The following is a 24,183-nucleotide window of genomic DNA, read 5'->3' on the forward strand; positions in this document are numbered from 1 at the left end:
AACAGTCAATATTATCCTATAAATCAAAATGTCGCCGAAAGCGGTGAACTATTTTATCTGTTTTTTCAAGGTTGCAGGTAAAGCAAAGAGTTTGTAAGTTACTGATATCATTTTGACCACCACGGGCGAGGGGTATAATATGGTCAATAGTGAGATTAGTTTCGTCATTTGTACCACAACTTTGACACTGATATTGGTCGCGTTGAAATACATATTTTCTCACTTCTGGAGGGATGCGAATGCGAGGAGTTTTACTCATGTGCTGACTTCCTTTATCATGCGGCGAATGTCATCAAGTGGTGACTCAGGTTCAGTGATTTCGGGTTCATCTGGAGAGAATTCTAGATTAATTTTAACATTTAAGTTTTCTTCGCCTTCATTTTCATCATAAGAAGATTCTATATATGCCCGAATTCTAAGTTTTCCATTTTGCCAATTTTTAGAACCAAGAATCAGACGTTCACAGTTTATTCCTTCTTTAGGAAAGATACATTCTAAATTCATGTAAGCATCATTAATCTTTAATCCCTGAATGAATACCTCTCTCAAATAATCAATTATATAATCTTCTTGATAATTATTTTTGCGCGTTTCATATAAAAAATCAAATTTTTTGCGAATATCATTTTCTATTTTTAGTTTAAATTTACCTACTTGAAATAAATTATTATTATCTTCAAATGATAAAACATCATCATTACATTCCAATGGTTTAAATCCATTTTCCATATAAATATCCATCCTTAAAATTGTCTGACAACTATATTCAACAATTATATTCGCATCAAATATAAATCGTCACTACATCGGTAAATATTACGCCCTCAGAATAGAATTCTGGGCTATACAAACAAAGTCCGCGTAGGCGGACTTAAAACCTAAAATAACTCTTCTATTTGCGTCTTTGCGCCTTTGCGTGAGAAAAATCTTTAACCGCAGATGAACACAGATAAACACAGATAATTACCTGTATTTACCTAAGCACATAATCGCACAAATTCCTAACGATTTAAAATCAGAAAACCTCTGCGATCCTCTGCGCTTACTTTGTGTTCCCACCGAAGCTTTGATCGGAGGAAACCTCCGCTCAAACTTCTCTCTGCGTTTAAAAACGCGCTCATTTTCACGCTTAGATTCTAACCCTCCTCTACAACATCTCCTAAACCATCCGATATCAGAAAACCATTACTCGAAATACTTATTTTACTAACATCCGAAACCTCATAAATTTTCAGCGAATCATCAAATACAGGTAACAAACAGTCGTATAACTGCATCGCTTGCAAACAACTATTAATTGCCGAAACTGCTGAATTATATCCCGCAATCTTTTGTTCAACAGCAAGTAATAACCGCCGATTATTTAGAATTTTATTTTCAGCTTATTGTGCAAGCGTTTCTTCTAAATAAGCACGCGCATGAGAGTATTGTTGCAAAATCTCATCCGCTTGCTTATCAGCCATTGGTAATAATTGACTTTTGATAGTTTGGTTCACAGTCTGGCGAAAGTTTTTGCGGATGGTTTCGGAAACTTTCGGTTCAAAATCTAACTTCAATAATTGCCTAATTGCGGGTTCGGCTTCTACCATGCTTTCGCAGTCGTAACCTTGAGAAGTTTGCAGCAATGTTTGCCGAAATTGATATATTGAAAAAGTGCCTTCATCGTAAAATCTGGGACTTTCTCTGACAAAGCGATCGCATTCAACCCGCGCTGCATTTACAATAGCTTCAGAGACTGCTTTTTCTAACGCTTTTAACTCAACTTCAATTCCGCCATCATTACCTAATAACCGATACAATTGACGGTAATATTCAGACTTGCGAATTCTTTCCATTAACCCTTGAAAGAGGTTAGCAATTACTTCCTGGGAAGACTCTACTAAAATATCTTCCAACTGATTCGCCAAATAATAAAAAGCCTCTACTAAAATAGCAATTAATGGTGCAGTCGCATTGCGAGGATGAGTCAAAGTTGCGCGTCGATAAGCATTACTTACAGAAAAGGTATGTAACAACTCATCTAAACGGTGAGTCATGCGTAATTGCAATTGACGAAAATCATCTTCAAAAACATCACAAGCGTTATTAATTACATTGTTCACTTCTTCTGTGATATGCTGGCGAAAATCATTGCCAACTTGCTGTAATTGCTGATTGAGGCGTTGTAATTCCTGCGCTTTCATCGCCTCAATTTCTCGCGGTTGACTATCTAATTCACCCTGTAGAGATTGGTAATGTTTTTTGAGTTTGATACAAACATCTTCCAAATCGTCAACTAGATTTTGGAAGAGTAATGGACGCTTTTCTTCGGTAAGATAGCGAGTAATCGCGGTTCTAAATCCTTCAATACCGCTATCTTGAATTAGCTGATTAATTAATGGCGTTCCCTGTTCACTTAAAATTCGCACATAATTCTCATTCGGAGTTTCAAAGCTGTTCACAGAAATCCGAAATTGACTAGGTGATAGCTTACCAGAGTTTGCACAATAGCGATTGAACTCATTAACAAATTGCGGTGTTTCCTCTTTACCATGCTGTAAGGGTGGGGTTTCCCCACCCCTACTAGCCAAAATCGAATCTAAACCAAATCTATCTTGTACGCTTGTCTGTTTAATTTGACTGCCGTAAAATCCTAATAAAGCACTCGTTTTATAAACTCTAGTTGTATCTCGAAACTGCCCATTAATCAAATCATCCAATCTTTGCCTTAGCTGGTTGTTGTACCAAGTTTCATCAATGCGGTTGAAAATATAAAATACGCGATCGCGAATTCCCCCATTCCCCCGCATCGTTTCCAAAAGTTCCGTTTCTTCCTTCGTCATATCACCCGCTGAAGCAGGTTTCAACACACACACCACCGCAGATGTATCAGGATGTTGAATTTTCGCGTAAGTTAACTGTGCATCCTTCTCAACTGGTGCATCAATTCCCGGTGTGTCGATAATCACATTTCCATCCTGCAACAAAGGATGATGACAGTAATATTCAATGCGTTTCAAAACAGCACTATTGCTACCACGACGCGCATATCCAGCAGCTTCCTTTAAATTAGAAAAGTTGAATTGCTCCATCGAATATGTGGCATTATTAACTGTATGAATGCGTTCTCGATTTGCCACATATCCATCAAGCAATAAAATTAACGCCTTTGCTTGTTTCGCACGTTCCGATTTATTCTCACCACCCTCTTGCTGAATAATTGCTTCACATCCTTGATGCAACAAATCAATTACTTCAACTTTATTAATATTGATTCCTTCCTTAAATTTCAACAGTTGACACAAAGAAGTTGCTTGTTCTCGAATTTCAACTTCACTTAAAAACGTTAAAACAACTCGTTCCTTATTAACTTCCGCATACTCAATTTTGCATTCCGTGCCGGTAGCGTGCCCCTCTGCACTATACAACAATTCCCGCTCCAACAGCGCATTAATTAGCATCGACTTACCCGCGCTAAACGCACCCGCAAACACAATTTCAAACTTCGGAGAAATCGCTTTCCCCAAAGAAGTTTGCACTGATGTAATATCATGCGATCGCAAACTTGCTTCTTGCTGTAAAAGTTGTAATATAAACTCAACTTGTTCTTTCAGATTTTTACACTGAAGCGGTAGATATGACATATTCGACACCTAAAAATATATTAATATAGTTTAAGAATATTTCTCTACTCAATGGTTCAGTAAAATTACTAGGTTAGTTTCTCATTCCCAACCACGCGAAAAATGAAAATATTTCCCATCAGACTCAAACCCAACCAAGATTTGAGACAAAGTTTAAAAAACTTCGCCAATCAAGAAAATATCAAAGCAGGTTTTATATTAAGTGCTATTGGTAGCCTCAAACAAGCCAAAATCCGCTTTGCAAATCAATCAGATAGCATATTATTAATAGAAAAATTTGAAATTCTTTCCCTCAACGGAACAATAGCAACCTCCGGCGTACATTTGCATATTGCTATTTCCGATAAACAAGGTAAAACTATCGGCGGACATCTTGACAATGAATGCATCATCTACACAACCGCCGAAATAATAATTGGTACAACAGAACAATTCATCTTCAATAGAACTATCGACGAACAAACAGGCTATAAAGAACTAGAAATTATCCCCAATAACTCCTAATCTCTTCCTTTTCCTCTTTCTTCGTGTCCTTCTCCTGTCGGAGACGCTGCGCGAACGCGACTTCGCGGTTCGTATTAATACCCGACGACTAAAGTCGCACGCCAGGTGCTTCAAGCCGGGAAACCCGTCCAACGCACTGGCTCGGCTATACAAACAAAGTCCGCCTAGCCTAGCGGCAACGGCAAAGCCGAACGCGGACTAATACTATTTCTCTATAAAGATGAGCCTGCGTAGGCAGGCTTAGTTCGTATAGCCCCAGAATTCTATTCTGAGGGTAATTATTCACAAAACCATCAGTCAAACTGTCACATAAGAACAATTTAATAAAACTGTTGGCATCATACTAATAATATTCTGACCGCCTGATAGCAATCCGCATAGTGATTAGTGAACGGTGGTAGGTGGGGATTGTCTTCTGCGTTACATCCATCTCTGCTCACCCTGTCAAATCACAACATAAAATGGAGCATTGCTATGACTAAACGGCATTGGAGATTGTCATGGTATTAGACAATTTTCGCCGAAAATTACGCCAAGAAGCACAAAAATGGCGGGATGAAGGAATTATTAGTTCTTCATGTTACCAAGACCTGGGAAAACGTTATCAATTTGATAACCTGGAAATAGCTGCACGCGATCGCTTCGTTTTCATGGTGATTGCGATCGGCAGCATTTTGTTAAGCTTAGGCATAATTACCTTTGTAGCCGCAAACTGGCAAGCATGGTCACGAGATGTCAAATTTGTGATTTTGATCAGTTTGTTTTTTGCAACTACCATCACAGGTTTTTACTCTTTTAGAGAACCTACAGTTAATGCCCAAGGAAAAAAGCAGCCACGCAGCAAACAACTATTAGGAGAAGGTTTGCTAATTTTAGGCGCTTTAATATTAGGTGCAAATATTGCGTTGATGGCGCAAATGTTTAATATTGGCGGTTCAACTTCCCAACTATTCTTGTGCTGGGGGTTGGGTGTTTTAATCATGGCATATGGACTTAGCTTGACTTCCTTAGGAATCTTATCAATTATCCTCATACAAATAGGATATTGGACAGGATTAGGAGAATTATCTTACTCTGCAACTGACTTTAGTTGGTCGCGGTTGTTGGTGCAACACATGCCATTATTTATTTGGTTGCTGTTTGTACCCTTAGCTTATTTATGCCGATCGCGTTGGATATTTGCACTCGCAGCGATCGCCTTTACCATCTCCTTGCAATTCAACCTCAATCCACTGCAACGTTTAGCTTATAATAATACAGCGCCTTGGGTTGCATCTTTTGCTTTTGCACTTCCAGCCGCACTATTTTGGAGTTACGATGACCTACTATTCCCCACAATAAATTTTAGGTTATTTCAACCCCTCGCCCAAAGTCTCTCGCTATGGTTTTTCGGAACTCTATTTTACGTCCTTTCCTTTTATTGGGTTTGGCAATATCCATCTTCCGGATTTTATCCGCTAACAATCAACTCACCGATTAGGTCATTTCCCCTAATTGATTTAGGAATTCTCAGCGGTTTAGTAGTATTGCAATGGTTGTTTATGCTGCGTTATCGCAACAGCCTAACCCGTCGAGGAATGGATATCACCAATGTCTTCATTACCAGCTTTATTGTCATCGTCGCTTTAGTACCTTTTTGGCATCAAGCTGTTACTCGCATTCCCGGTTTAGCAGTTTTTATCTTCAATATTCTTCTGGGAATATTTGCTTTTGGACTTATGCGACACGGAATAGAATACGGCGATAGGCGCACATTTTGGGGCGGAATGCTGTTATTAACACTGCAAATTATTAGCCGCATGTGGGAATATGACACAGACTTAATTTTCCGGTCATTTGTCTTTGCTATGTGCGGCATCGGTATCATTAGCGCCGGACTTTGGTTTGAACGGCGAATAACAGTCAAATAAATAGGGAATGGGTAATGGGTAATGGGTAATGGGTAATGGGTAATGGGTAAAACGCACATCACTATTCCCAATTCGCAATTCCCAATTCCCTATTACCTATTCCCAATTCCCAATGCCCAATTACCAATTACCACATCAAAAATGAAAAGCAACGATCGCGAATCTAACAAATCTTTGACACCGGAAATGGAATTCTCCAAAAAGGTGACTTTTGACGATTACATTAAGGCTAATGAACAAAAATCAACAAAGCCTTTACCTTTTTGGCGGCTGATAGTTCCGCTGTTGATTCAAACAGCATTGATTATGGCGATACCATTTCAAGCGATGTTTACTCATGTCACTGGTAAAACAGTAATCTTGCAAACTGTACCAGTAAATCCTGATGATGCGCTACAGGGAAACTCGGTGAATCTTGATTACAACATCGCTCGTTACAACACTTTGAGAAGATTACCAGGATGGCAAGAATTAGTTAGACGCCGTTCTAATAGAAACAGACAATACGTTTCTTTAGCTGAGGGAACCAACTTTTATGTAACTTTGCAAGAGCAAGAATTTCCAGATTCTCGTAATCCTACAGCTTGGAAGCCGGTGCGGGTTAGTGTTAATCCTCCTAGAACTTTAGCGGCAAATCAGGTAGCTTTAAAAGGTGTTTATGAGGATGGGTCTATTAACTATGGTATGGAATCATATTCCATCCCCGAAGACCAAAGGCAGCAAATTAATAATAATCTGTTTCAAGCACAGCGAACCCAACAAAGACGAATACAACCGATTTTAGTGGAAGTTAAAGTAGATGCAGAGGGTAATGCTGTACCCGTTAGTATGTGGGTACGCGATCGCAACTACCGCTTTTAATCCTCACGTCTTAACTGCCATGCGGCACCAAAAGCTGCCCCAGCCCCAGCTAGCAAACCAGTACTCATTCCTTCTATAGTTTTGTTAATGGGGTTTTGGGTCAAGCAATCACTCGTCACGGTATCGGCTTGCAAGCAAATGGTGCTTTCTGCCCAACTTGCCGTACCTCCTAAAACTACACCGGTGACACTACAGGAAACAATTAGCAGTAAAAGGCGTTTGGTTTTTCTATCCATAGAGGGTTGCGGAAAATCTTACTGATGGTATAGGACTCTCAACTACTTTACACATACGTGGAAATAATGTCACCTGTTTTCGTCTCAAAAAAGCGATCGCTTCTTAACATTTCCCTGCTTTTGCTGACCCAACCGCAACCAAAACCCACACCCGTCAACGTTTTGCTCATTACCGCTTCTCGCTTGGACTGGGAGAAGTTAGGTTTTTCCTTGCGGATTTAGGAGCAAACGCTAATTTATATGTCATATTTAACACCAAAATTGTACTGAATTAGTTACAAAACTTATTACTTAATAGCATACATATATTTAGGCAATTATTTTTATTAAATAAAATGGCTTTTATTAAATTTAGATGTTTGCCAAAAGACAAGTAAATTTTACATTAAGGCATCAAAAATATTGGGCGATCGCTTGACAATAATTTACCGCCAATATACATCTCTAGATTGAAGATTAATGTGTCTTCAACAGACATTAATAAATACATTATCTATATATTTTTCAAAAAGCAATATTAATCAAAAATTACAGAAAGCACTTCAAGGAGACTCTTAATTTTAATGACAAAAAATCCCGATTTACCAAAAAATAAGCTGCTTGCGGCTTTGCCAGATGAAGATTACCAACGCCTTGTTCCTGACCTAGAGTTGGTTGAACTTCCAATCAAACAAGTTCTCTACAACCCAGAAGAACCCATCAAACACGTCTATTTTCTCAATCAGGGAATATCTTCGATAGTCTACACTACCGAAGGCGGCTCGACAGTCGAAGTGGGTATGGTGGGCAATGACGGGATGGTAGGTATTCCCGTATTTTTGGGGGGCAACATGACAACCACAACCGCATTTATGCAGGTCCCTGGCACTGCTATGAGGATGAAAGCTGTTCGGCTGAAAGCGGAGTTTGACCTTGGTGGTTCGCTGCAAAAACTGCTGCTGCGCTACACGCAAGCACTGTTCACCCAGATTTCCCACACAGCTGTCAGCAACCGCTTGAATACGGTGGAAGAACGACTTGCCCGCTGGCTGTTGATGGCTGCTGACCTGACGCAATCAGATGAGTTTCCACTCACTCAGGAATTTATCGCCGAGATGCTCGGTGTGCGTCGCTCTGGTGTGACGGTGGCTGCTGGCATTCTCAGCCAAGCCGGAATGATTCGCTACAACCGTGGCAGAATTACCATCCTCAATCGCGAGGCTTTGGAAGCAACCGCTGGCGAGAGTTATATAGCGATAAAAACGGAATTTTCGCGGTTACTTGACACTAAGCGTGCGTGGAATCAAAGTTGACTCTTGTTATGTCCGCAACCGTACAGAACATTGATACCGATATGTTTATTTTAAGAAAAGACAACATTAACATTAACATTCTTTCTCACGCTCGCTCGACCAAGACAGAGCGTGAGCTTTTTTAAAGAGTATATTTAGCTACTTTATAAAATTAGTTAACTATACTACTTTTTGCCTGAAGACATTAACTCAATTTTGCAGTAAAAGAATTTTTATTGTATAAAAAGAGTGAATGCAAGGAATGTAAATGTTATGAGTCGAAAAGCCAAAAAAGTATTTAAACAATCAGGAGTAATTCCTTACAGAGTTACAAACGGAAAAATTGAAGTTTTGCTGGTGACAACTAGCGACTGTAAAAACTGGGTAATTCCCAAAGGAGGTATTTGCAATGGAATGAGTCCCCCCGCTTCCGCCGCAAAAGAAGCGTGGGAAGAAGCAGGGGTAATTGGTGAGGTGGATGGTAATGAACTTGGCAGATACAAATATCGCAAAAAAGGCAAAATTTACCAAGTCAAGACGTTTTTGTTAGCAGTTGAAACTGTATTGTCAGATTGGCCCGAAGCGAATCAAAGAAGGCGGGAGTGGTTAGATCCAAGCAAAGCCATCAAGCGGGTTAAGAAAGCCTCACTCAAGCAAATTCTTAAAGGGTTTAGCTGAAAGTAAGTGCATTCTTTCTCTAAATTTATAATTTTATAATAGTTGATAAATCAGATAATTGTTGTCAATATTGCTGATTTAAGTAAGTTTTGCTAAGAAAAATAAACTTAGGCACGACTTAATCACACTCGATAAACATCAGCTTATGCTGATTTTAGTCTGAATATGTATAGAGCGATCGCTTACTTGCAAACAATAACCCAAAATGAGTAAAATTATACTATAAAATTATGGCTGTACCTCTATTGATTGCGCTCAAAGCTAGTTCAATAGAAGAATTATCATGAAATTACAGACGTAATTTATGCTTGGTTTCTCCTAAACCCAAAGTATTTCTCTTACTACCGAAAGCTACCCCTACGGTAGAAGTCAGAAAAAACTATCATATTTACTTTTTTCATAGGAGGCAATAGTCTTAAAAAGAAATTTTATTGTTTGTATTTTGTTGGTGATATGACTAATAAAGCGTAAATTTAAAGTGAAGATAGAACAGTTTATTCAACGGACAGAAGCATTTCACAGGCGTTTAGCAGACTTGAACCAAACAGCGATCGCATTGCCTTGTTTAAGGTCGGAGATGTTACCGCAAGCTTTTAAAGAACTCAGTAGCAACTCCAGGATGTTGCAATTAGCCGCTGAGGAACTATATGTACAAAATGAGGAATTAATCCGCACGCGAAACTTGCTAGAAGAACAATGCCAACGCTACCAGAATTTATTTTATTTTGCACCAAACGCCTATTTATTAACTAATACTCAAGGCATAATTCAAGAAGCTAACAATCTTGCTTGCAGGTTTTTTAAGGTTCCTCAAAATTCTTTAATAGGCAAAGCATTAATTAAGTTTATTCCTTTAGAAGAACGTCGGCGGTTTCGCAATCACTTAGTAGAAGTATTAAAATCAGACAGCAGTAGAGAATTATCAGTCAACTTGTACCAACGCGGTGGTATACTTAATTTAACTTTAACAGAAGCAGCTGTTCCCAATCAACAGGGTGAACCGATAAACTTACTCTGGGTGTTGCGTGAAATTCCTCAGCCTCAGCAAAGAGAAGCTAACAACGAAATTTACTTGACAGAAAATCGCTTTATATATAAATATTCTAAAGGAGAAACTATAACCCTCAAACCATCAGAAATTTTTTATGTTTGTCAGGGTTTAGTTAAACTTAATACATTTTGTGAAACTGGCGAACAAGTGCTGACAGGGTTAGTAAGTGAACAAATGGTTTTTGGCTCTAGTTTGACTTCTTTACAAACTTACCAAGCAATAGCGCTGACGAATGTTGAGTTAGTTTCAATTGATGTTGCAGAAATAGCATCTCCGGCATTGAGTCATGCGCTTTTACCAAAAATTAATCAAAGATTGCGGCAAACAGAATCTTTTTTAGCTATTTCCGGAAGGCAACGAGTACAAGAGCGTTTACATTATTTATTATTATTTTTAAAACAAGAAATCGGTCAACCTGTCCCAGAAGGAACCCGCTTAAATTTTCGCCTCACCCACGAAGAACTTGCTAGCGCGTGTTGTACTACCAGAGTTACAATTACGCGATTGATGGGCAAGTTGCAAAAACAAGGTGTAATTAGCTTTGATTCAAAAAAGCATATAATTCTGCAAAATTTAACTTAGGGCATTGCCCATTGCCCAATGCCCATTGCCCAATGCCCAATGCCCCATGCCCCATTACCTAATCGTAAAGTTAAATGGCAAACGAGCATAAACGCCGAGGGGATCGTTCATTTTTTGCATAATCGCTAATTCCTTTTGTAGTTTTTGGAATTCAGCGGTTAGTAAATCGGGTGATTTAGTTATTGTCTCAATTCCCAAAATAGTCCGCGCTTGTTGAGTTACCCCGCCAAAAAAGCGTTCTTCAAAAGTGCTGCGTCTGGGATGCTCTTGTAATTCCCAATCGTTTGCTAAATTCGCGGTTTTAGCCGCATAATCTATAGCAGCATCCATCCCGCCAATTTCATCAACTAAACCGATTTGCTTTGCCGCTACCCCAGACCAAACTCGTCCTTGAGCGATTTCTGCTACCTTTTGTTGTGGAAGTTTGCGACCTTGAGAAACTTTGTTGAGAAATAGATTATAAATGCGGTTGACACTGCGCTGATAAACAGCTAACTCTTCAGGAGATTTGGGACGAGAGACGGTTTGACTATCAGCATAGCGTCCGGTTTTGACTGAATCCCAGGTAATGCCGTTATTATTCGCCAGTTTTTGCCCATTTAGCAGCAAGCCAAAGACGCCGATTGAACCTGTGATGGTGTTTGGTTCGGCAAAAATGCGGTTGGAATCGCTGGCTATCCAGTAACCACCAGAAGCAGCGACATCACCCATTGAAACAACTACTGGTTTGATTTGGCGAGTTAGTCGTACTTCTCGCTGCATCACTTCAGCAGCGGTAGCGCTACCACCGGGACTGTTGATTCGTAGGACAACGGCTTTTACATTTTTATCTTGTCGTAGTTTGCGGAAAGTTTTGGCAAAGCGATCGCCTCCAACTTCACCATCGCTACCTTGACCATCGACAATTTCGCCTTCCGCATAAACCACAGCAATTTTATTTATAGAGTCGCGTTCTATACCGAATGACTTGCCAGAAACTCCGGCGTATTCTGCTAAGTCGATTTGACGGAATGTTCTATCTTCCTTATCGCTATCAGTTAACTTTTTCAAATCGCTAACTACTTCATCAAAATAATCTACCCGATCTACCAAACCGCTAGACTTGGCTTCATCAGCCATTAAGACAGCTTGATTGTCGGCGATCGCCTGCAATTTTTGCGGAGTAAGTTTGCGACTTTTACCCACCGCAGTACGCCACTCTGACCAAACATCATCCAACAATTTTTGAGTTTGTTGGCGGTTCTCCGGACTCAACTTTGGCAGTATATACGGTTCCACTGCGCCTTTAAATTTACCAACGCGCACAACTTGAACACCTATACCATACTTTTGCAATGCTCCCGATAAAAACATCGTTTGTGTACTCAAACCGTTAACTTCCATCTCTCCTAGGGGATTGACGACAACTGTATCGGCAACCGAACTTAAGTAATATTCCCGTTCCCCCAATTCCATACCGTATGCTATAATCTTTTTCCCAGAAGCGCGGAACTTCTCCAACTCCTGACGGACTTCTTTAAGAGTCGCAAAACCCCCAACACCACTACCTGCTGAGGTGTTAGTAGCATCTAAGTAGATAGCGACAATTCGTTTATCACGACGCGCTTTTTCTAAAGTATCGATCACCCTGCGGAGTGACATTCTATTGATATCTTCACCTGATAGTGCTTGCTGAAAAACTTCATTAGAACTTGGTTCGCTGTCAGTGATTTTCGTCGCCAAGTCAAAAACCAATACTGACTTATCTTTGACTATAGGTCCAGTGTCTTTGGAAGTAGCAGCAATCAGCAACAGAAAGAACAGTGTGCTGGTGCCGACACCGCAGAAAATAATCAGTCCCAGTAAGCTGCCAATTAAGCTAGCAAAAGTTTGTTTGAGAAAATTACGCATTTTTTTTAGTTATTAGTCATTAGTCAATTGTCAAAAACTTTGGACGATTGACTTGTTTGCTTATAATTCCACCGAATATCTCAAACCTAACATTTAAACGGCTTAAAGCTGCTGCAACTTATATTAACGTGAAGTTCGAGCTTGCCTCTCCCCCTTCCCAACAAGAGGATGAACCTCTCCCCAAGGTTAGGTTTGTATTTTTTGTAAGCTTCCAGAATTTTGCAATTCATATAAATTAGCATTGCCAGTGCAGAATAGCACTGTAGTGATTTCGGCAATTAAGACATCAGCCAGTTCGCACAATGCTGCTTCTCCCACCGCTGCTGCTTGCAAGAATGGCATTGCCAAACCTGCGATATCTGCTTTGAGTGCGATCGCTTTTGCTGCATCCAGTCCATGACGCAATCCCCCAGAAGCTATCAATGGCACTTTCGGTGCAACAGCCCGAATACTCGTAATACACTCTGCTGTCGGTAAACCCCAATCGGCAAAGGTTTCTCCTAAACGCCTTTGTAAAGCATTTTCTGCTCTTTCGCTTTCCACCTTCGCCCAAGACGTACCACCCGCACCCGCTACATCAATCGCCGTCACTCCCGCAGCGATCAGCTTCTCTGCCATTTTTGCAGAAATACCATTACCAACTTCCTTGACAATTACAGGCACGGGTATTTTACTGCATAATTCGGCTATTTTGTCAAGCAAGCCGCGAAAATTTGTATCGCCTCGCGCTTGGATGCATTCTTGCAACGGGTTTAGGTGTAAAATTAAAGCATCGGCTTCCAAGATATCGACTACGCGCAGACATTCATCTAAACCGTATTTATAATTAAATTGCACAGCGCCCAAATTCGCAAGTAGCAAAACGTCTGGTGCGTACTTTCGCAGCGCAAACGTATCAGCAACCGAGGGTTTTTCTACTGCCACACGCTGAGAACCGACACCCATTGCTATTTTATAGTGTTGTGCGACTTCTGCCAAACGACGGTTGATGATTCCCGCTTGTTCGGTACCACCAGTCATCGAAGAAATTAACAAAGGTGCTAAGAGAGTTTTCCCTAAAAACGTTGTGCTAATGTCAATGTCATTTCGGTCTAATTCCGGTAAACAACAATGAATAAAGCGATAGCGTTCGAGTCCATTAGTAATTTGCTGACATTGAACATCTTCCTCTAGACAGATGCGGATGTGGTCTGCCTTGCGAGTTTGGGTAGAAAAGCTGGTGGGAACGTTCACGGGTAGATATAACTGAAAATTGGGCATAGGGCATTGGGAATAGGTAAGTGGAAATAGAGAATGCGTTTTTTCCGACTTCCCACTTCCCACTCCCTACCTTTAAATCTTCATTCTTTCTTCTAAAGCGTCGCGAGCGTGTTCTCGGTCATCAAAGTGGATTTTTTCGGTGCCGAGAATTTGATAATCTTCGTGACCTTTACCCGCAAGTAACACACCGTCTCCGGGTTGAGCTTGTAAAATTGCGGTGCGAATGGCAGTAGCGCGATCGCATATGACTGTCGGATTAATTGTATCAGGAATTCCTGCCAAAACATCTGCTAAAATTCGTTCTGGGTCTTCCGTCCGGGGATTATCTGATGTCACAACCGCTACATCAGCTAACTCGGCGGCGATTTTACCCATTTTCGGACGTTTAGTGCGATCGCGATCGCCTCCGCAGCCAAACACGCAAATCATCTTACCAGGAATAAACGGACGTGCGGCTTTCAGCAAATTCTCCAAACTATCGGGAGTGTGAGCATAATCCACAATCACGCTAATTTCTTGCTCAGAAGTAATTTGCACTCGTTCCATCCGTCCGGGAACTCCCGGAAACTCTCTTATCACAGAAGCAATTAACTGCAAATCTACACCTAAGTGTAAAACAGCGCCTACCGCCGCGAGGAGATTTTCTAAATTATATTGACCGACTAAAGGCGATTGAAAAGCAACATCACCTTTTGGTGTATGCATTGTACCACTTACACCGTTAGGTTCGTAATTTAAATCACTCATCCACAAATCAGCCGTAGAATCGTTAACGCTGTAACTCCAAACCTTATCTGGATTCAAAGACGTAATTAATCGCTTTCCATAAACATCATCGCTGTTAATTATCGCCCTTCCCGTGAGATAATCAGAATTGAAAAGTAGTGCCTTTGCCGCAAAATAATCCTCCATATCCATGTGATAGTCAAGATGGTCTTGAGTGAGATTGCTAAACACCCCCACCTCAAATTGACAACCCATCACCCTACCCTGCGCCAAAGCGTGAGAACTAACTTCCATCACCCCGAACTCATTGCCAGCATTTAAAGCTTCCGCCAGCTGCTGCTGCAACTCGACCGCAAACGGCGTAGTGTGGACAGCAGTTTGCTCAAAACCTGCCCAACGAGTGTAGAGAGTTCCCATCAAAGCCGTATTTTTATTTGCCTTGTGCAGCAAATATTCAATTAGATGGGTAGTAGTAGTTTTGCCATTCGTACCCGTCATCCCCACCAGCTTGAGTTTTTGTCCGGGATAATTGTAAAAAGCTGCCGCAATTTGGGCACAAGCCTTAGTCATATCCTTTGCAACGATCGCACACTCACTTGTGGTCGGATTTTTTTCAGCCGCCTGAGGTGAGATAATAGCAGCAATTGCACCGGATGCGATCGCACTTTGCCAAAACTCCCCACCATCAACCCGCGTTCCCGGCATACCGATAAACAAATCTCCCACACCACAAGCATGAGAATTCGTCTTCAAATTCTTCACCTCTACATCCATCGCTGAATGTTCAGGTAATTGTCCAATTCCCTCTACACCCGCTAATAATTCACGCAGTTTCATCTTGCGAACCTCGTCACCCGCTAACATTGCGCTTATTTTGCACTATTTTTCAGTTTATACAAACACCTATAAATACTTCCGGAGCATTTTCTCCAATTGTGACACCGTAGCACGCGGCGAAGGACGCGGTATCATCTCCTCTTTTCCTTCCACCTTCGCGCACTTCGCGTCTTCTCTTCGAGAGGCTTCGCCAAGGCGGTTCGTTACATAAAGCACCGGCACCTCATACTGATATGCAGCAAACCACTCATCACGAGTCATAATATCGCGAATTTCAAGTTGTAAAGACGCGAAATTTCGCGTCTCTACGATTTGTTCTAACTTTTCCTGCAACCCCTCGCATAAATGGCAACCAGGTTTACTGTATAAAATTAATCGCATTTGACTAAAACCAAAATTTAGCAATAGAACCTAGTATTGCCCATATTTGTTTAGAGCATATTACTTGTATTATTATCTTTGATGTTTTGGAGAGGGGTAAGTGCATAACATACTTTGTCCAACATCTAATTTTATGTAGATATTTTCAAAAATGCCGTGATTATAGCGAACCGTTCTCGGCATCGCGATCAATTCGGTAATGCTTAGAATGCTTAATTGCGATATGCCTTCACTTCTTATTGTAATCGCTCTCTATTACTAACCATAGTCCAACAGGAGTAACCCCAATGAACCTTGTATCAGGTATCCACCACGTTGCAGTGATTACAGCGGATATCGACCGCTTTATCGACTTCTATACTGATGTATTCGAGATGCCAGTAATTTTCCAGGAGACGACCCCAGCCTTTCGTCACGCACTTCTACGGGCTGGACCACAGAGCGTGCTTCACGCAGTAGAAATGCCTGATAATGTCCATAGCTTTGGGTCTAAGGACATGTTTGGACGAGGACACATCGACCACTTAGCTTTGAATGTCCCAACAGAATCGGCATTTCAGATTATCCGTCGCAAGCTCATAGATCGGGGTGTGAGTGATGGCGCGATCGCCGACCTTGGTCCAGTACTTAATCTATCATTTTTCGATCCTGATGGTATGCATATCGAAGTTTGCCTAATCGTTGATACCACACTGAAGGGTTTTCATCAACCACGACCCTATCGTAGCCCCAACAAAAGCTGAGATAAATCCTGATAGACCCATTAACACCCACGAAACGTGGACTTATGCTATAAGCCTGGGATTTAAATCCCAGGTGGGTAAAATGCTTGTTGCAAGATTAACCTTTGACAAAAAACCTTAAATTTGTCGTGCAGCTTTTCTAACAGTTTCTACATCTACCTCTAATATTTCTGCAATTTACTGCAAACTTAATCCGCGTTGCAAAAGCTTGGGAACAACTTCTAACAAAATTTTTTGTTTAGCTTCTTGTTTACCTTCTTCCTTCGCTTCTTGATAAACTTTGGTGTGCTTAATGAAATCTAAATTTAGCATTGCTTCTATCTCCTTTCGACTTAAATGGAGTTTTGATAAAAAATGTTAAGTTTGTCGTGCAGCTTTTCTAACAGTTTCTACATCTACCTCTAATATTTCTGCAATTTCCTGCAAACTTAATCCGCGTTGCAAAAGCTTGGGAACAACTTCTAGCTTACCTTCTTCCTTAGCTTCTTGATAAACTTTGGTGTGCTTAATAAAATCTAAATTTAGCATCGCTTCTATCTCCTCTCGACTTAAATTTGGAAACTTGTAAACAAAAATAGTCTCTATAAATTCTAAAACTTTATCCTGAACAATGGCATCAGTTAATTCTTCCCTACCTTTGTTAACTAATTGTTTCGCAAATTGGATAGCATTATTCTGACTCTCGACAATTAACTTCAAAATTCCTAAACCCAAAGATGATGCAACTTCCTCAAGTTCATTTAGGTAAACGCATCGCAGATGGATTTCTCTTAAAGCCCGATAACGTGGTGGATATACGCTTTCGTTGCTGCGTTTATCATATATAACTATAGCGTACCAATCAGGGTTAGCCGGTTGCTATTGACTAAAGTAAAGGAAGATTCCCGTAAAAAGTCTGTCATAGAATTCTTCGTCTTTGTAAAACTGAACCTTTACAAAATAAATCGGTTCGTTAGAGAAGTTTTCTAAGGTTGAAAATACACCATCTAATCGAAAGCTGCGCTGTTTGATTTCTGGAGTTGTGAACTCGTAAATATTTGCGTTGGTTTGCGGTTTATTAATTAGTTCAAAGAAGATGTCAGGAAATTCTTTAAATAATTCGTAGAAAATTGCATCTGTTTTCATTTTTATCTAAGATGCTGTGCTGACATTGGCAAATATTTATTTTATATCACTCGTTCCCAGGAACCGAAACCTAGCAATGCATTTTTAGATCGCGTTTGGCAAATTATACATAATTGTAGAGACGTTCCAGACCCAATGTCTTTACGACGGTTGCTAAATTTCGGCGATGATTTGCTGCACTCGTTGTAAACTAGTTTTATCCTGTCTTTGCGAATAGATTCTTACAGCTTGCTCAAAAGCTTGCTTTGCTTCGACTTTCTTTTTTAAACTTAACAAAGCGTTACCTTTATTTTCATGGATCTTCGGCAAAATTAGGATTGCGTTGAATTACGCGATCGCAATCTTTAATAGCATCCTCATATCTCTTTGTGGCAAACCTGCTTAAACTCCTTTGTTGTATGCTTTGGCGTAGTTGGGGTCAATTGAAAGCGCTTGGTTGTAAGAAGCGATCGCACTTTGGTAATCTTTTATTAGCATTTTTCAGTTCCACGCTTCGGAAGTTGAAGCCATTCAAATTTGCCTTGCTATCGCGTCTCGTCCACCCAAAAAAATTAATATTATTAATAAATATAAAAGCTCCACTTATGAAACAGCAGAGCTTTCTTAACTTCTATTTACCAAATTTTACAATCTTTAATTTAGAACATATTCATGATAGTGATGACACTAGCGCTGGTCAGCATAACTAGAACGCCCATCAACAAAGACTCTTTCAAGGGGCTGGAAGATTTTGAATCGTTCATAATCAGTAGATTTTTTTATTTTTAAGGATTCTATAAAGATATCAGTATAGGTATATATATCAATAAAATCAGAGTAAAACTTAAAAGACTGTAAACTATCTTCATAAATGCAAGAGTGTTTGCTGAGAAATGGGTAATGGGGAGATGGGGAGAGGGGGAGATGGGGAGATGGGGAGATGGAAAGACAAACTCCCCCTGCCCCCTGCAAGAAAGCCCCCTGCCCCTTGTCCCCCACTCCCCCACTCCCCCTCGGTAGTGATTTCCGAATCTTGTAAATACCTTATTACCTACCGGGAAAGGTGTCTTGATAATGTAAAATAAATCTTAAGCAAAGTAGAAACGATTCAACTAAAAAATTATGACAACCGCTTCCAGGGAATTTACAAGCAAAATTGACAACTTTGACTTAGAGCAACTAAACAAGCAATTTGAAACCGCGCATCCCAAAGACATTTTGGCATGGTCACAAGAGAACATCCCCAGTGGACTAGTGCAAACCAGCGCTTTTAACGTGGATGACTTGGTAATTACCCACATTCTTTATAGTGAACTCAAGCATCCAGTCCCAGTAATATTTCTCGACACGCTGTATCACTTTCCGGAAACCCTGGAACTAGTTGCTAAAGCCAAAGAACTATACAATCTCGATCTGAAAACATACAAAACTCCCGATGTAGATAGCCGCGAAGCCTTTACAGCTAAATACGGCGAAGCACTTTGGGACACAGATATTACGCAATTTCACCATGTAACAAAAATAGAACCGTTGCAACGTGGTTTAGACGAACTAAACACAGTTGCTTGGATTACAGGTCGTCGTCGTGACCAAGCCGTAACTCGTGCTAATATGCCTGTATTTGAATTAGATAACCAAGGACGCCTGAAAGTTAATCCCCTCGCTGCATGGACGCGCAAAGACAGCTGGGCTTATGTAGCAGAACACGGCGTTATCTACAACCCCCTACACGACCAAGGTTATCCGAGCATCGGCGATGAACCGATTACCACCAAAGTAGGCGAAGGCGAAGATGAACGCGCTGGACGCTGGCGGGGTATGGGTAAGACAGAGTGTGGTATACATATTTAGAAGAAAGTAGGGAGTAGGGAGTAGGGAGTAGGGAGTAGGGAAAAAGAAAAAAGTCTCTCAACTCCCCCTCGTTCTCTTTTTTACTCTGTGTACGAGTGCGCCCTCTGCGGTTAAATAAACACTGCTTTAAAAGCTACGAAGAGTGTTCATTTTGCAGCAAAAAGCTGTTCTAAAGCTGTTAATTCAGCTTCTGTTGCTGTATCAATTTGTGGCAGGGGTCGCTGCATAATTGAATAGAGCGATCGCTACCAATTATCTGTTAAGGCATTAGTTGCAACTTTAGTAAAAAGGGGAACACAAAAAGTTACCTACCAAAACCCCAAATATCCAGTAAGCAGTGTTTAAACTGTTTCTGCTAGTTGATTGTTTAGGGCTTCGAGATCAATGTAGTATCGTTGAAACAAATCACTCAGAGCAGTATTATCTGTTTGAGCCAGTCGGACTAAACCCCACAAGAGATGTTCAGTCCCGATAGACTTTTTACCCTTTAGCTGGACTACTTCCAAGGCAAGCTCTAGAACTAAATTACTCTCTGGGCTAAATCTTGGATTCCCAAGGGATTCAAAAGAATGGTCATTAATTTCGATGTTTAATGTCATGCCATTTGCTTGAAGTAAACGAGCACTTGTTGTAGTTGGATCGGCTAATAAGCCAGCAAGCAGATGTTCTGGTTCGACTTGTGACTTCTGCAAGCGTGTTGCCTCATTTCGTGCAAACTTGATCGCGTTGATTGCCTTAGAACTGAACCTCTCGAAACCAAAGTATTTTTTGAATCGTTCAACAAATGTTTGCATAGAATTTTTTGCCTCATTGATGAAAACGTCTTCAATTGCAACGTTGAACAAGCTAGCAATTTTGAAAGCCATGTCTAGACTGGGGTCAAACTTGCCGGATTCAAAACCATTGACCGCTTGACGACTTACTCCTAGTTCCCTGGCTAGGTCAGCTTGTGACAAGGAGTGCAGTTGTCGAAGTTCTTTCAGTCGGTTTTTCATGGTTCGATCTGCTTTTTGTCAAGTATTACTTTACATAATTGTTTCTTCTTTTGTCAAGCTACACTTGACAAAAGAAGAGCGATCGCGCAGCAACTCCCCTGGAGTATCGCGCACCGACCCTGGCGGGAAACTGGTAAGCTTGAGACATTTAATCATTTGTCATTAGTATTTAAACAAATGACCAATTACGCATTACTAATGACTTATGATTAAAATCCTTCACCTCTCCGATATCCATATGGGAAGCGGTTTCTCCCACGGACGCATTAATCCGGAAACAGGTTCAAATACACGGTTGGAGGATTTTGTCAAGACTTTATCTCGATGTATCGATCGCGCATTAACAGACCCGGTGGATATGGTGATATTCGGTGGCGATGCTTTTCCGGATGCGACACCACCACCATATGTACAGGAAGCCTTTGCCAGTCAGTTTCGCCGCCTCGTGGATGCTAATATACCCACAGTGCTGTTGGTAGGCAACCATGACCAACACTCCCAAGGACAGGGAGGCGCGAGTTTATGTATTTACCGCACTTTGGGAGTGCGCGGTTTTGTTGTCGGTGATACATTAACTACTCACCACATCCAAACCCGCAATGGAAGCGTGCAAGTTATGACTTTACCTTGGCTGACACGTTCAACGCTGATGACGCGCCAAGATACTGATAATTTATCACTTGCGGAAGTCAACCAGCTATTAACAGAACGCTTGCGAGTAGTTTTAGAAGGAGAAATTCGCCGTTTAGATCCGGATGTGCCAACTGTGCTTTTAGCTCACTTAATGGCTGATAATGCAACTTTAGGAGCCGAGCGTTTTTTGGCTGTAGGTAAAGGATTTACTCTGCCATTATCTTTGTTAACGCGACCTTGTTTTGATTATGTGGCATTGGGACACGTCCACAAACATCAAAATCTGAATAAATCTAACGATCCGCCGGTAATTTATCCGGGAAGTATTGAGCGGGTGGATTTTAGTGAAGAAAAAGAAGATAAAGGTTATGTGATGATAGAATTGGAGCGGGGTAACGCTGAATGGGAATTTTGCCGTTTGGATGTGCGGACTTTCCGGACGATTGAAGTAGATGTATCCAAGGCAGAAGAACCGCAAGCAGCTATAATGAAGGCGATCGCCAAACATGATATTCAAGACGCTGTAGTTAGACTCATTTACAAACTTCGCTCCGAACAGTTGGATTTAGTTGATAACGCTTCACTGCATAACGCTTTAACTACAGCCCACACCTACACCATTCAACCAGAATTAGTCAGTCAATTGGCTCGTCCGCGCGTCCCCGAATTAAGCGCGAGTAGTAGCATCGATCCAATGTCAGCCTTAAAAACCTACTTGGATAATCGCGAAGACTTGAAAGACATCGCAGCATCTATGTTAGAAGCAGCAGACAAGTTGCTTGCAGACGATGTAGAAGTCTGGCTGGAAAAAGCGACTAATTAGTGAGGGAATGGGCATCGGGCAATGGGCATCGGGCATCGGGCATGGAAAGAATTGTATTAGAACCCGCCAAATCGAAAAGCCGCTTCTTTAATTCCCATAGCCCATTGCCCATTGCCCATTGCCCAATGCCCTATTCTGAAAAAAACTATCTGTAGATAGTATTGCTACTTAATCAGTCCAATTTAAAATATTTCAACTATTGGTCACAAATCTGCCAAAATTGCAATATTCATTGCTCAGTGCATAGTTTTTGACTTTCACAGAACAATGACCAAAACCTTTTTCAGGTGGACGTTGTATGTCCTTCTACCCTCAATTAAAGCAATTTTTACTCGGTAAATCATTACCAACCAGCGCTCATGCTGAAGAAAGATTAAGCAATGCTGCGGCTTTAGCGGTTCTTTCCTCCGATGCTCTTTCCTCGGTTGCTTACGCTACAGAAGAGATTCTGTTAGTTTTAGTAGTTGCCGGAAGTAGCGCTCTCGGTCTGTCTTTGCCTATTGCTGTAGCAATTATTGCCCTGTTAGCAATAGTCATACTTTCCTATCGACAAACGATTCGCGCTTATCCAAAAGGAGGCGGTTCCTACGTTGTAGCCAAAGAAAACCTGGGTCTTTATCCGGGGTTGGTGGCAGGTGGTTCGCTGATGATTGATTATATTCTGACAGTCACTGTCAGTATATCTGCGGGGACAGCCGCCCTGACTTCCGCAGTTCCAGCACTGCAACCGTATACAGTCAGCCTCTGCTTGATTTTTATTTTTTTGTTGACGCTGGCAAATCTCAGAGGTGTTAAGGAATCAGGCAACATATTTATGGTTCCTACTTATGCGTTTATTGCCAGTATTTTCATTTTGATTGTCCTTGGTTTGTTTAAACAAGCTACTGGACAAGTCGTCACAGAATACCCGAACCTGCCGGTGAAAGAAGGACTCAGTTTGTTTTTCATTTTGAGAGCTTTTGCGGCTGGATGTACAGCACTGACAGGAGTGGAAGCAATATCTGATGGTGTCTTGGCTTTTAAAGAACCAGAGTGGAAAAATGCCCGTCTCACATTGCTCTGGTTGGGCTTTATTTTGGGGATAATGTTTGTGGGAATTACCTACCTATCACACATTTACCACATCGTTCCTGAAGAGGGACAAACGGCGGTTTCTCTTTTGGGTAGGCAGATTTTCGGGACGGGAGCATTTTACTATTTTGTGCAAATTGTCACTTTACTGATTTTGCTGTTAGCAGCAAATACCAGTTACGCTGACTTTCCCAGACTTTGTTACTTTTTAGCAAGGGATGGATTTTTGCCACGACAATTAGCATTATTAGGCGATCGCTTAGTCTACTCGAACGGTATTATCCTTCTCAGCCTCTGTGCTGCGGTTTTGGTGATTATCTTCAAAGGGCAAGTTAACGCCGTTATTCCCTTGTACGCTGTTGGTGTGTTTACTTCCTTTACCCTTTCGCAAGCGGGGATGGTACGTCGATGGTTTACAAATCGCGAACGCGGTTGGCAAGCCAGCGCTTTAATGAATGGTTTGGGAGCGATCGCCACACTAGTTGTTCTCGGTGTCATCGTCTCAACCAAATTTCTCTTAGGTGCTTGGTTGGTAGTTGTAGCGATTCCTTTGGTAGTCTGTTTATTTTTAGCGATTCACCGTCACTATCAATATGTAGCCGAACGTCTCAGCATTCAAGGATTACCACCGCGTAGCTATGTTCCCAGACCGAAACCAGCAGTCGTGACTCACCCCGCAGTGGTTGTAGTCGGACAACTTAATCGAGGAACAGTAGAAGCTTTAGACTACGCACGCACCATTGCCGATGAAATTGTAGCCGTTCACGTCGATCTTAATTCTACCGACCGAGAAAAACTTCAACAAAAATGGCGACAATTAGAATCAGATATTCCTTTAGAAATCATCGATTCACCCTATCGCTCTGTCATCGAGCCAATTGTTAATTTTGTCGCACAGTTTGAAGACCGCCATCAAGATGTTTTTACAACCATAATTATTCCGGCTTTTGTCACTCGCAATTGGTGGGATGGTCTTTTACACAACCAAACAACTTTGTTCTTAAAAACAGCTTTAAGAGCTAAACAAAGTCGCGTTATTACCACTGTTAGATATTACTTGTAATATCTTTTCACGTCTTGTAGAGACGTTCCGCCGGAACGTCTCTACGACAATAGATATCGATAATTTGTATCAAGCATGGCAATGTTATCA

At 41.1% G+C, this 24,183-nt stretch carries 24 protein-coding genes and 2 pseudogenes; 10 read left to right on the forward strand and 16 right to left on the reverse strand.

Going from position 1 to position 24,183, the window contains the following annotated elements; translation table 11 throughout:
* Positions 1–16 precede the first annotated feature (16 nt).
* The 3 genes and pseudogenes from AABK37_RS06080 to AABK37_RS06090 form a co-directional block, all read right to left on the reverse strand.
* Positions 17–259, reverse strand: a complete 243-nt coding sequence (locus AABK37_RS06080) for an HNH endonuclease (RefSeq protein WP_432550704.1) — start codon at positions 257–259, stop codon at positions 17–19.
* Positions 256–729 (reverse strand): KGK domain-containing protein, encoded by a 474-nt coding sequence (locus AABK37_RS06085; RefSeq protein ID WP_432550705.1) that lies wholly within the window; start codon positions 727–729, stop codon positions 256–258. Before AABK37_RS06085 ends, AABK37_RS06080 begins: the two co-directional genes overlap by 4 nt.
* Before the next feature lie 407 nt (positions 730–1,136).
* Positions 1,137–3,623 (reverse strand): annotated as a pseudogene (locus tag AABK37_RS06090) (dynamin family protein).
* A 102-nt stretch (positions 3,624–3,725) separates the two neighbouring features.
* On the opposite strand from AABK37_RS06090, the gene AABK37_RS06095 reads away from it, so the two are divergent.
* From AABK37_RS06095 to AABK37_RS06105, 3 genes are all read left to right on the forward strand, one after another.
* A complete protein-coding gene (locus AABK37_RS06095; protein ID WP_432550706.1) occupies positions 3,726–4,127 on the forward strand; it encodes a PPC domain-containing DNA-binding protein in 402 nt (133 codons plus the stop codon).
* A 500-nt stretch (positions 4,128–4,627) separates the two neighbouring features.
* Positions 4,628–6,037, forward strand: coding sequence for a DUF2157 domain-containing protein (locus AABK37_RS06100; protein ID WP_432550707.1), 1,410 nt, complete (start codon positions 4,628–4,630; stop codon positions 6,035–6,037).
* 141 nt (positions 6,038–6,178) lie between these two features.
* The gene (locus AABK37_RS06105; protein ID WP_432550775.1) at positions 6,179–6,898 is read left to right on the forward strand and encodes a GDYXXLXY domain-containing protein; all 720 of its coding nucleotides are present in this window, start codon (positions 6,179–6,181) and stop codon (positions 6,896–6,898) included.
* Here AABK37_RS06105 and AABK37_RS06110 read toward each other — a convergent pair.
* Together AABK37_RS06110 and AABK37_RS06115 are read right to left on the reverse strand one after the other, a co-directional pair.
* Positions 6,895–7,134, reverse strand: a complete 240-nt coding sequence (locus AABK37_RS06110) for a hypothetical protein (RefSeq protein ID WP_089130673.1) — start codon at positions 7,132–7,134, stop codon at positions 6,895–6,897. The genes AABK37_RS06105 and AABK37_RS06110 overlap by 4 nt on opposite strands.
* 47 nt (positions 7,135–7,181) lie before the next feature.
* Positions 7,182–7,304 carry a hypothetical protein gene (locus AABK37_RS06115; protein ID WP_432550708.1) on the reverse strand — a complete coding sequence of 41 codons (123 nt, stop codon included), beginning with the start codon at positions 7,302–7,304 and terminating at the stop codon, positions 7,182–7,184.
* Between the two features lie 393 nt (positions 7,305–7,697).
* Here AABK37_RS06115 and AABK37_RS06120 point away from each other — a divergent pair, with 393 nt between their 5' ends.
* From AABK37_RS06120 to AABK37_RS06130, 3 genes are all read left to right on the forward strand, one after another.
* Positions 7,698–8,426: a Crp/Fnr family transcriptional regulator gene (locus AABK37_RS06120; protein WP_432550709.1), complete on the forward strand. Its 729-nt coding sequence runs from the start codon at positions 7,698–7,700 to the stop codon at positions 8,424–8,426.
* A gap of 252 nt (positions 8,427–8,678) precedes the next feature.
* On the forward strand, positions 8,679–9,083 hold the full coding sequence (locus tag AABK37_RS06125; RefSeq protein WP_432550710.1) for an NUDIX hydrolase: 405 nt from the start codon (positions 8,679–8,681) through the stop codon (positions 9,081–9,083).
* Between the two features lie 478 nt (positions 9,084–9,561).
* Complete coding sequence (locus AABK37_RS06130; protein ID WP_432550711.1) at positions 9,562–10,716, forward strand: helix-turn-helix domain-containing protein; 1,155 nt, start codon at positions 9,562–9,564, stop codon at positions 10,714–10,716.
* A 54-nt stretch (positions 10,717–10,770) separates the two neighbouring features.
* On the opposite strand, the gene sppA is transcribed toward AABK37_RS06130, so the two are convergent.
* From sppA to AABK37_RS06150, 4 genes are all read right to left on the reverse strand, one after another.
* Positions 10,771–12,606 (reverse strand): signal peptide peptidase SppA, encoded by a 1,836-nt coding sequence (gene sppA / locus AABK37_RS06135; protein WP_432550712.1) that lies wholly within the window; start codon positions 12,604–12,606, stop codon positions 10,771–10,773.
* Between the two features lie 186 nt (positions 12,607–12,792).
* Complete coding sequence (gene fni, locus AABK37_RS06140; RefSeq protein WP_432550776.1) at positions 12,793–13,839, reverse strand: type 2 isopentenyl-diphosphate Delta-isomerase; 1,047 nt, start codon at positions 13,837–13,839, stop codon at positions 12,793–12,795.
* 99 nt (positions 13,840–13,938) lie between these two features.
* Positions 13,939–15,429 (reverse strand): UDP-N-acetylmuramoyl-L-alanyl-D-glutamate--2,6-diaminopimelate ligase, encoded by a 1,491-nt coding sequence (locus AABK37_RS06145; RefSeq protein ID WP_432550713.1) that lies wholly within the window; start codon positions 15,427–15,429, stop codon positions 13,939–13,941.
* Between the two features lie 66 nt (positions 15,430–15,495).
* Entirely contained in the window at positions 15,496–15,810 is a 315-nt protein-coding gene (locus AABK37_RS06150) for a glutaredoxin family protein (protein ID WP_432550777.1), read from the reverse strand.
* A 287-nt stretch (positions 15,811–16,097) separates the two neighbouring features.
* On the opposite strand from AABK37_RS06150, the gene AABK37_RS06155 reads away from it, so the two are divergent.
* Positions 16,098–16,553 (forward strand): VOC family protein, encoded by a 456-nt coding sequence (locus tag AABK37_RS06155; protein ID WP_432550714.1) that lies wholly within the window; start codon positions 16,098–16,100, stop codon positions 16,551–16,553.
* 177 nt (positions 16,554–16,730) lie between these two features.
* Here the strand turns inward: AABK37_RS06155 and AABK37_RS06160 are convergent, their stop codons facing one another.
* From AABK37_RS06160 to AABK37_RS06180, 5 genes and pseudogenes are all read right to left on the reverse strand, one after another.
* Positions 16,731–16,865, reverse strand: a complete 135-nt coding sequence (locus AABK37_RS06160) for a hypothetical protein (protein ID WP_432550715.1) — start codon at positions 16,863–16,865, stop codon at positions 16,731–16,733.
* A gap of 45 nt (positions 16,866–16,910) precedes the next feature.
* Positions 16,911–17,678: pseudogene (locus tag AABK37_RS06165) on the reverse strand (Rpn family recombination-promoting nuclease/putative transposase).
* Positions 17,679–17,831: 153 nt separating this feature from the next.
* Positions 17,832–17,987, reverse strand: a complete 156-nt coding sequence (locus AABK37_RS06170; RefSeq protein WP_432550716.1) for a tetratricopeptide repeat protein — start codon at positions 17,985–17,987, stop codon at positions 17,832–17,834.
* A 72-nt stretch (positions 17,988–18,059) separates the two neighbouring features.
* Positions 18,060–18,155 carry a tetratricopeptide repeat protein gene (locus AABK37_RS06175; RefSeq protein WP_432550717.1) on the reverse strand — a complete coding sequence of 32 codons (96 nt, stop codon included), beginning with the start codon at positions 18,153–18,155 and terminating at the stop codon, positions 18,060–18,062.
* Positions 18,156–18,344: 189 nt separating this feature from the next.
* Positions 18,345–18,656: a hypothetical protein gene (locus tag AABK37_RS06180; protein ID WP_432550718.1), complete on the reverse strand. Its 312-nt coding sequence runs from the start codon at positions 18,654–18,656 to the stop codon at positions 18,345–18,347.
* A gap of 123 nt (positions 18,657–18,779) precedes the next feature.
* Here AABK37_RS06180 and cysH point away from each other — a divergent pair, with 123 nt between their 5' ends.
* Entirely contained in the window at positions 18,780–19,508 is a 729-nt protein-coding gene (gene cysH / locus AABK37_RS06185) for a phosphoadenosine phosphosulfate reductase (RefSeq protein ID WP_432550719.1), read from the forward strand.
* A 341-nt stretch (positions 19,509–19,849) separates the two neighbouring features.
* Here cysH and AABK37_RS06190 read toward each other — a convergent pair whose 3' ends face one another.
* Both AABK37_RS06190 and AABK37_RS06195 read right to left on the reverse strand, forming a co-directional pair.
* The gene (locus AABK37_RS06190; protein ID WP_432550720.1) at positions 19,850–20,503 is read right to left on the reverse strand and encodes a helix-turn-helix domain-containing protein; all 654 of its coding nucleotides are present in this window, start codon (positions 20,501–20,503) and stop codon (positions 19,850–19,852) included.
* A gap of 30 nt (positions 20,504–20,533) precedes the next feature.
* The gene (locus AABK37_RS06195) at positions 20,534–20,659 is read right to left on the reverse strand and encodes a hypothetical protein (RefSeq protein ID WP_432550721.1); all 126 of its coding nucleotides are present in this window, start codon (positions 20,657–20,659) and stop codon (positions 20,534–20,536) included.
* Positions 20,660–20,708: 49 nt separating this feature from the next.
* Between AABK37_RS06195 and sbcD the strand changes: the two genes are divergently transcribed.
* Positions 20,709–21,959, forward strand: a complete 1,251-nt coding sequence (gene sbcD, locus AABK37_RS06200) for an exonuclease subunit SbcD (protein ID WP_432550722.1) — start codon at positions 20,709–20,711, stop codon at positions 21,957–21,959.
* 298 nt (positions 21,960–22,257) lie between these two features.
* Complete coding sequence (locus tag AABK37_RS06205; RefSeq protein WP_432550723.1) at positions 22,258–24,093, forward strand: APC family permease; 1,836 nt, start codon at positions 22,258–22,260, stop codon at positions 24,091–24,093.
* Positions 24,094–24,183 lie beyond the last annotated feature (90 nt).

The organism is Tolypothrix sp. VBCCA 56010 (genome assembly GCF_050875635.1).
In the GTDB taxonomy this organism is placed as follows: domain Bacteria; phylum Cyanobacteriota; class Cyanobacteriia; order Cyanobacteriales; family Nostocaceae; genus Hassallia.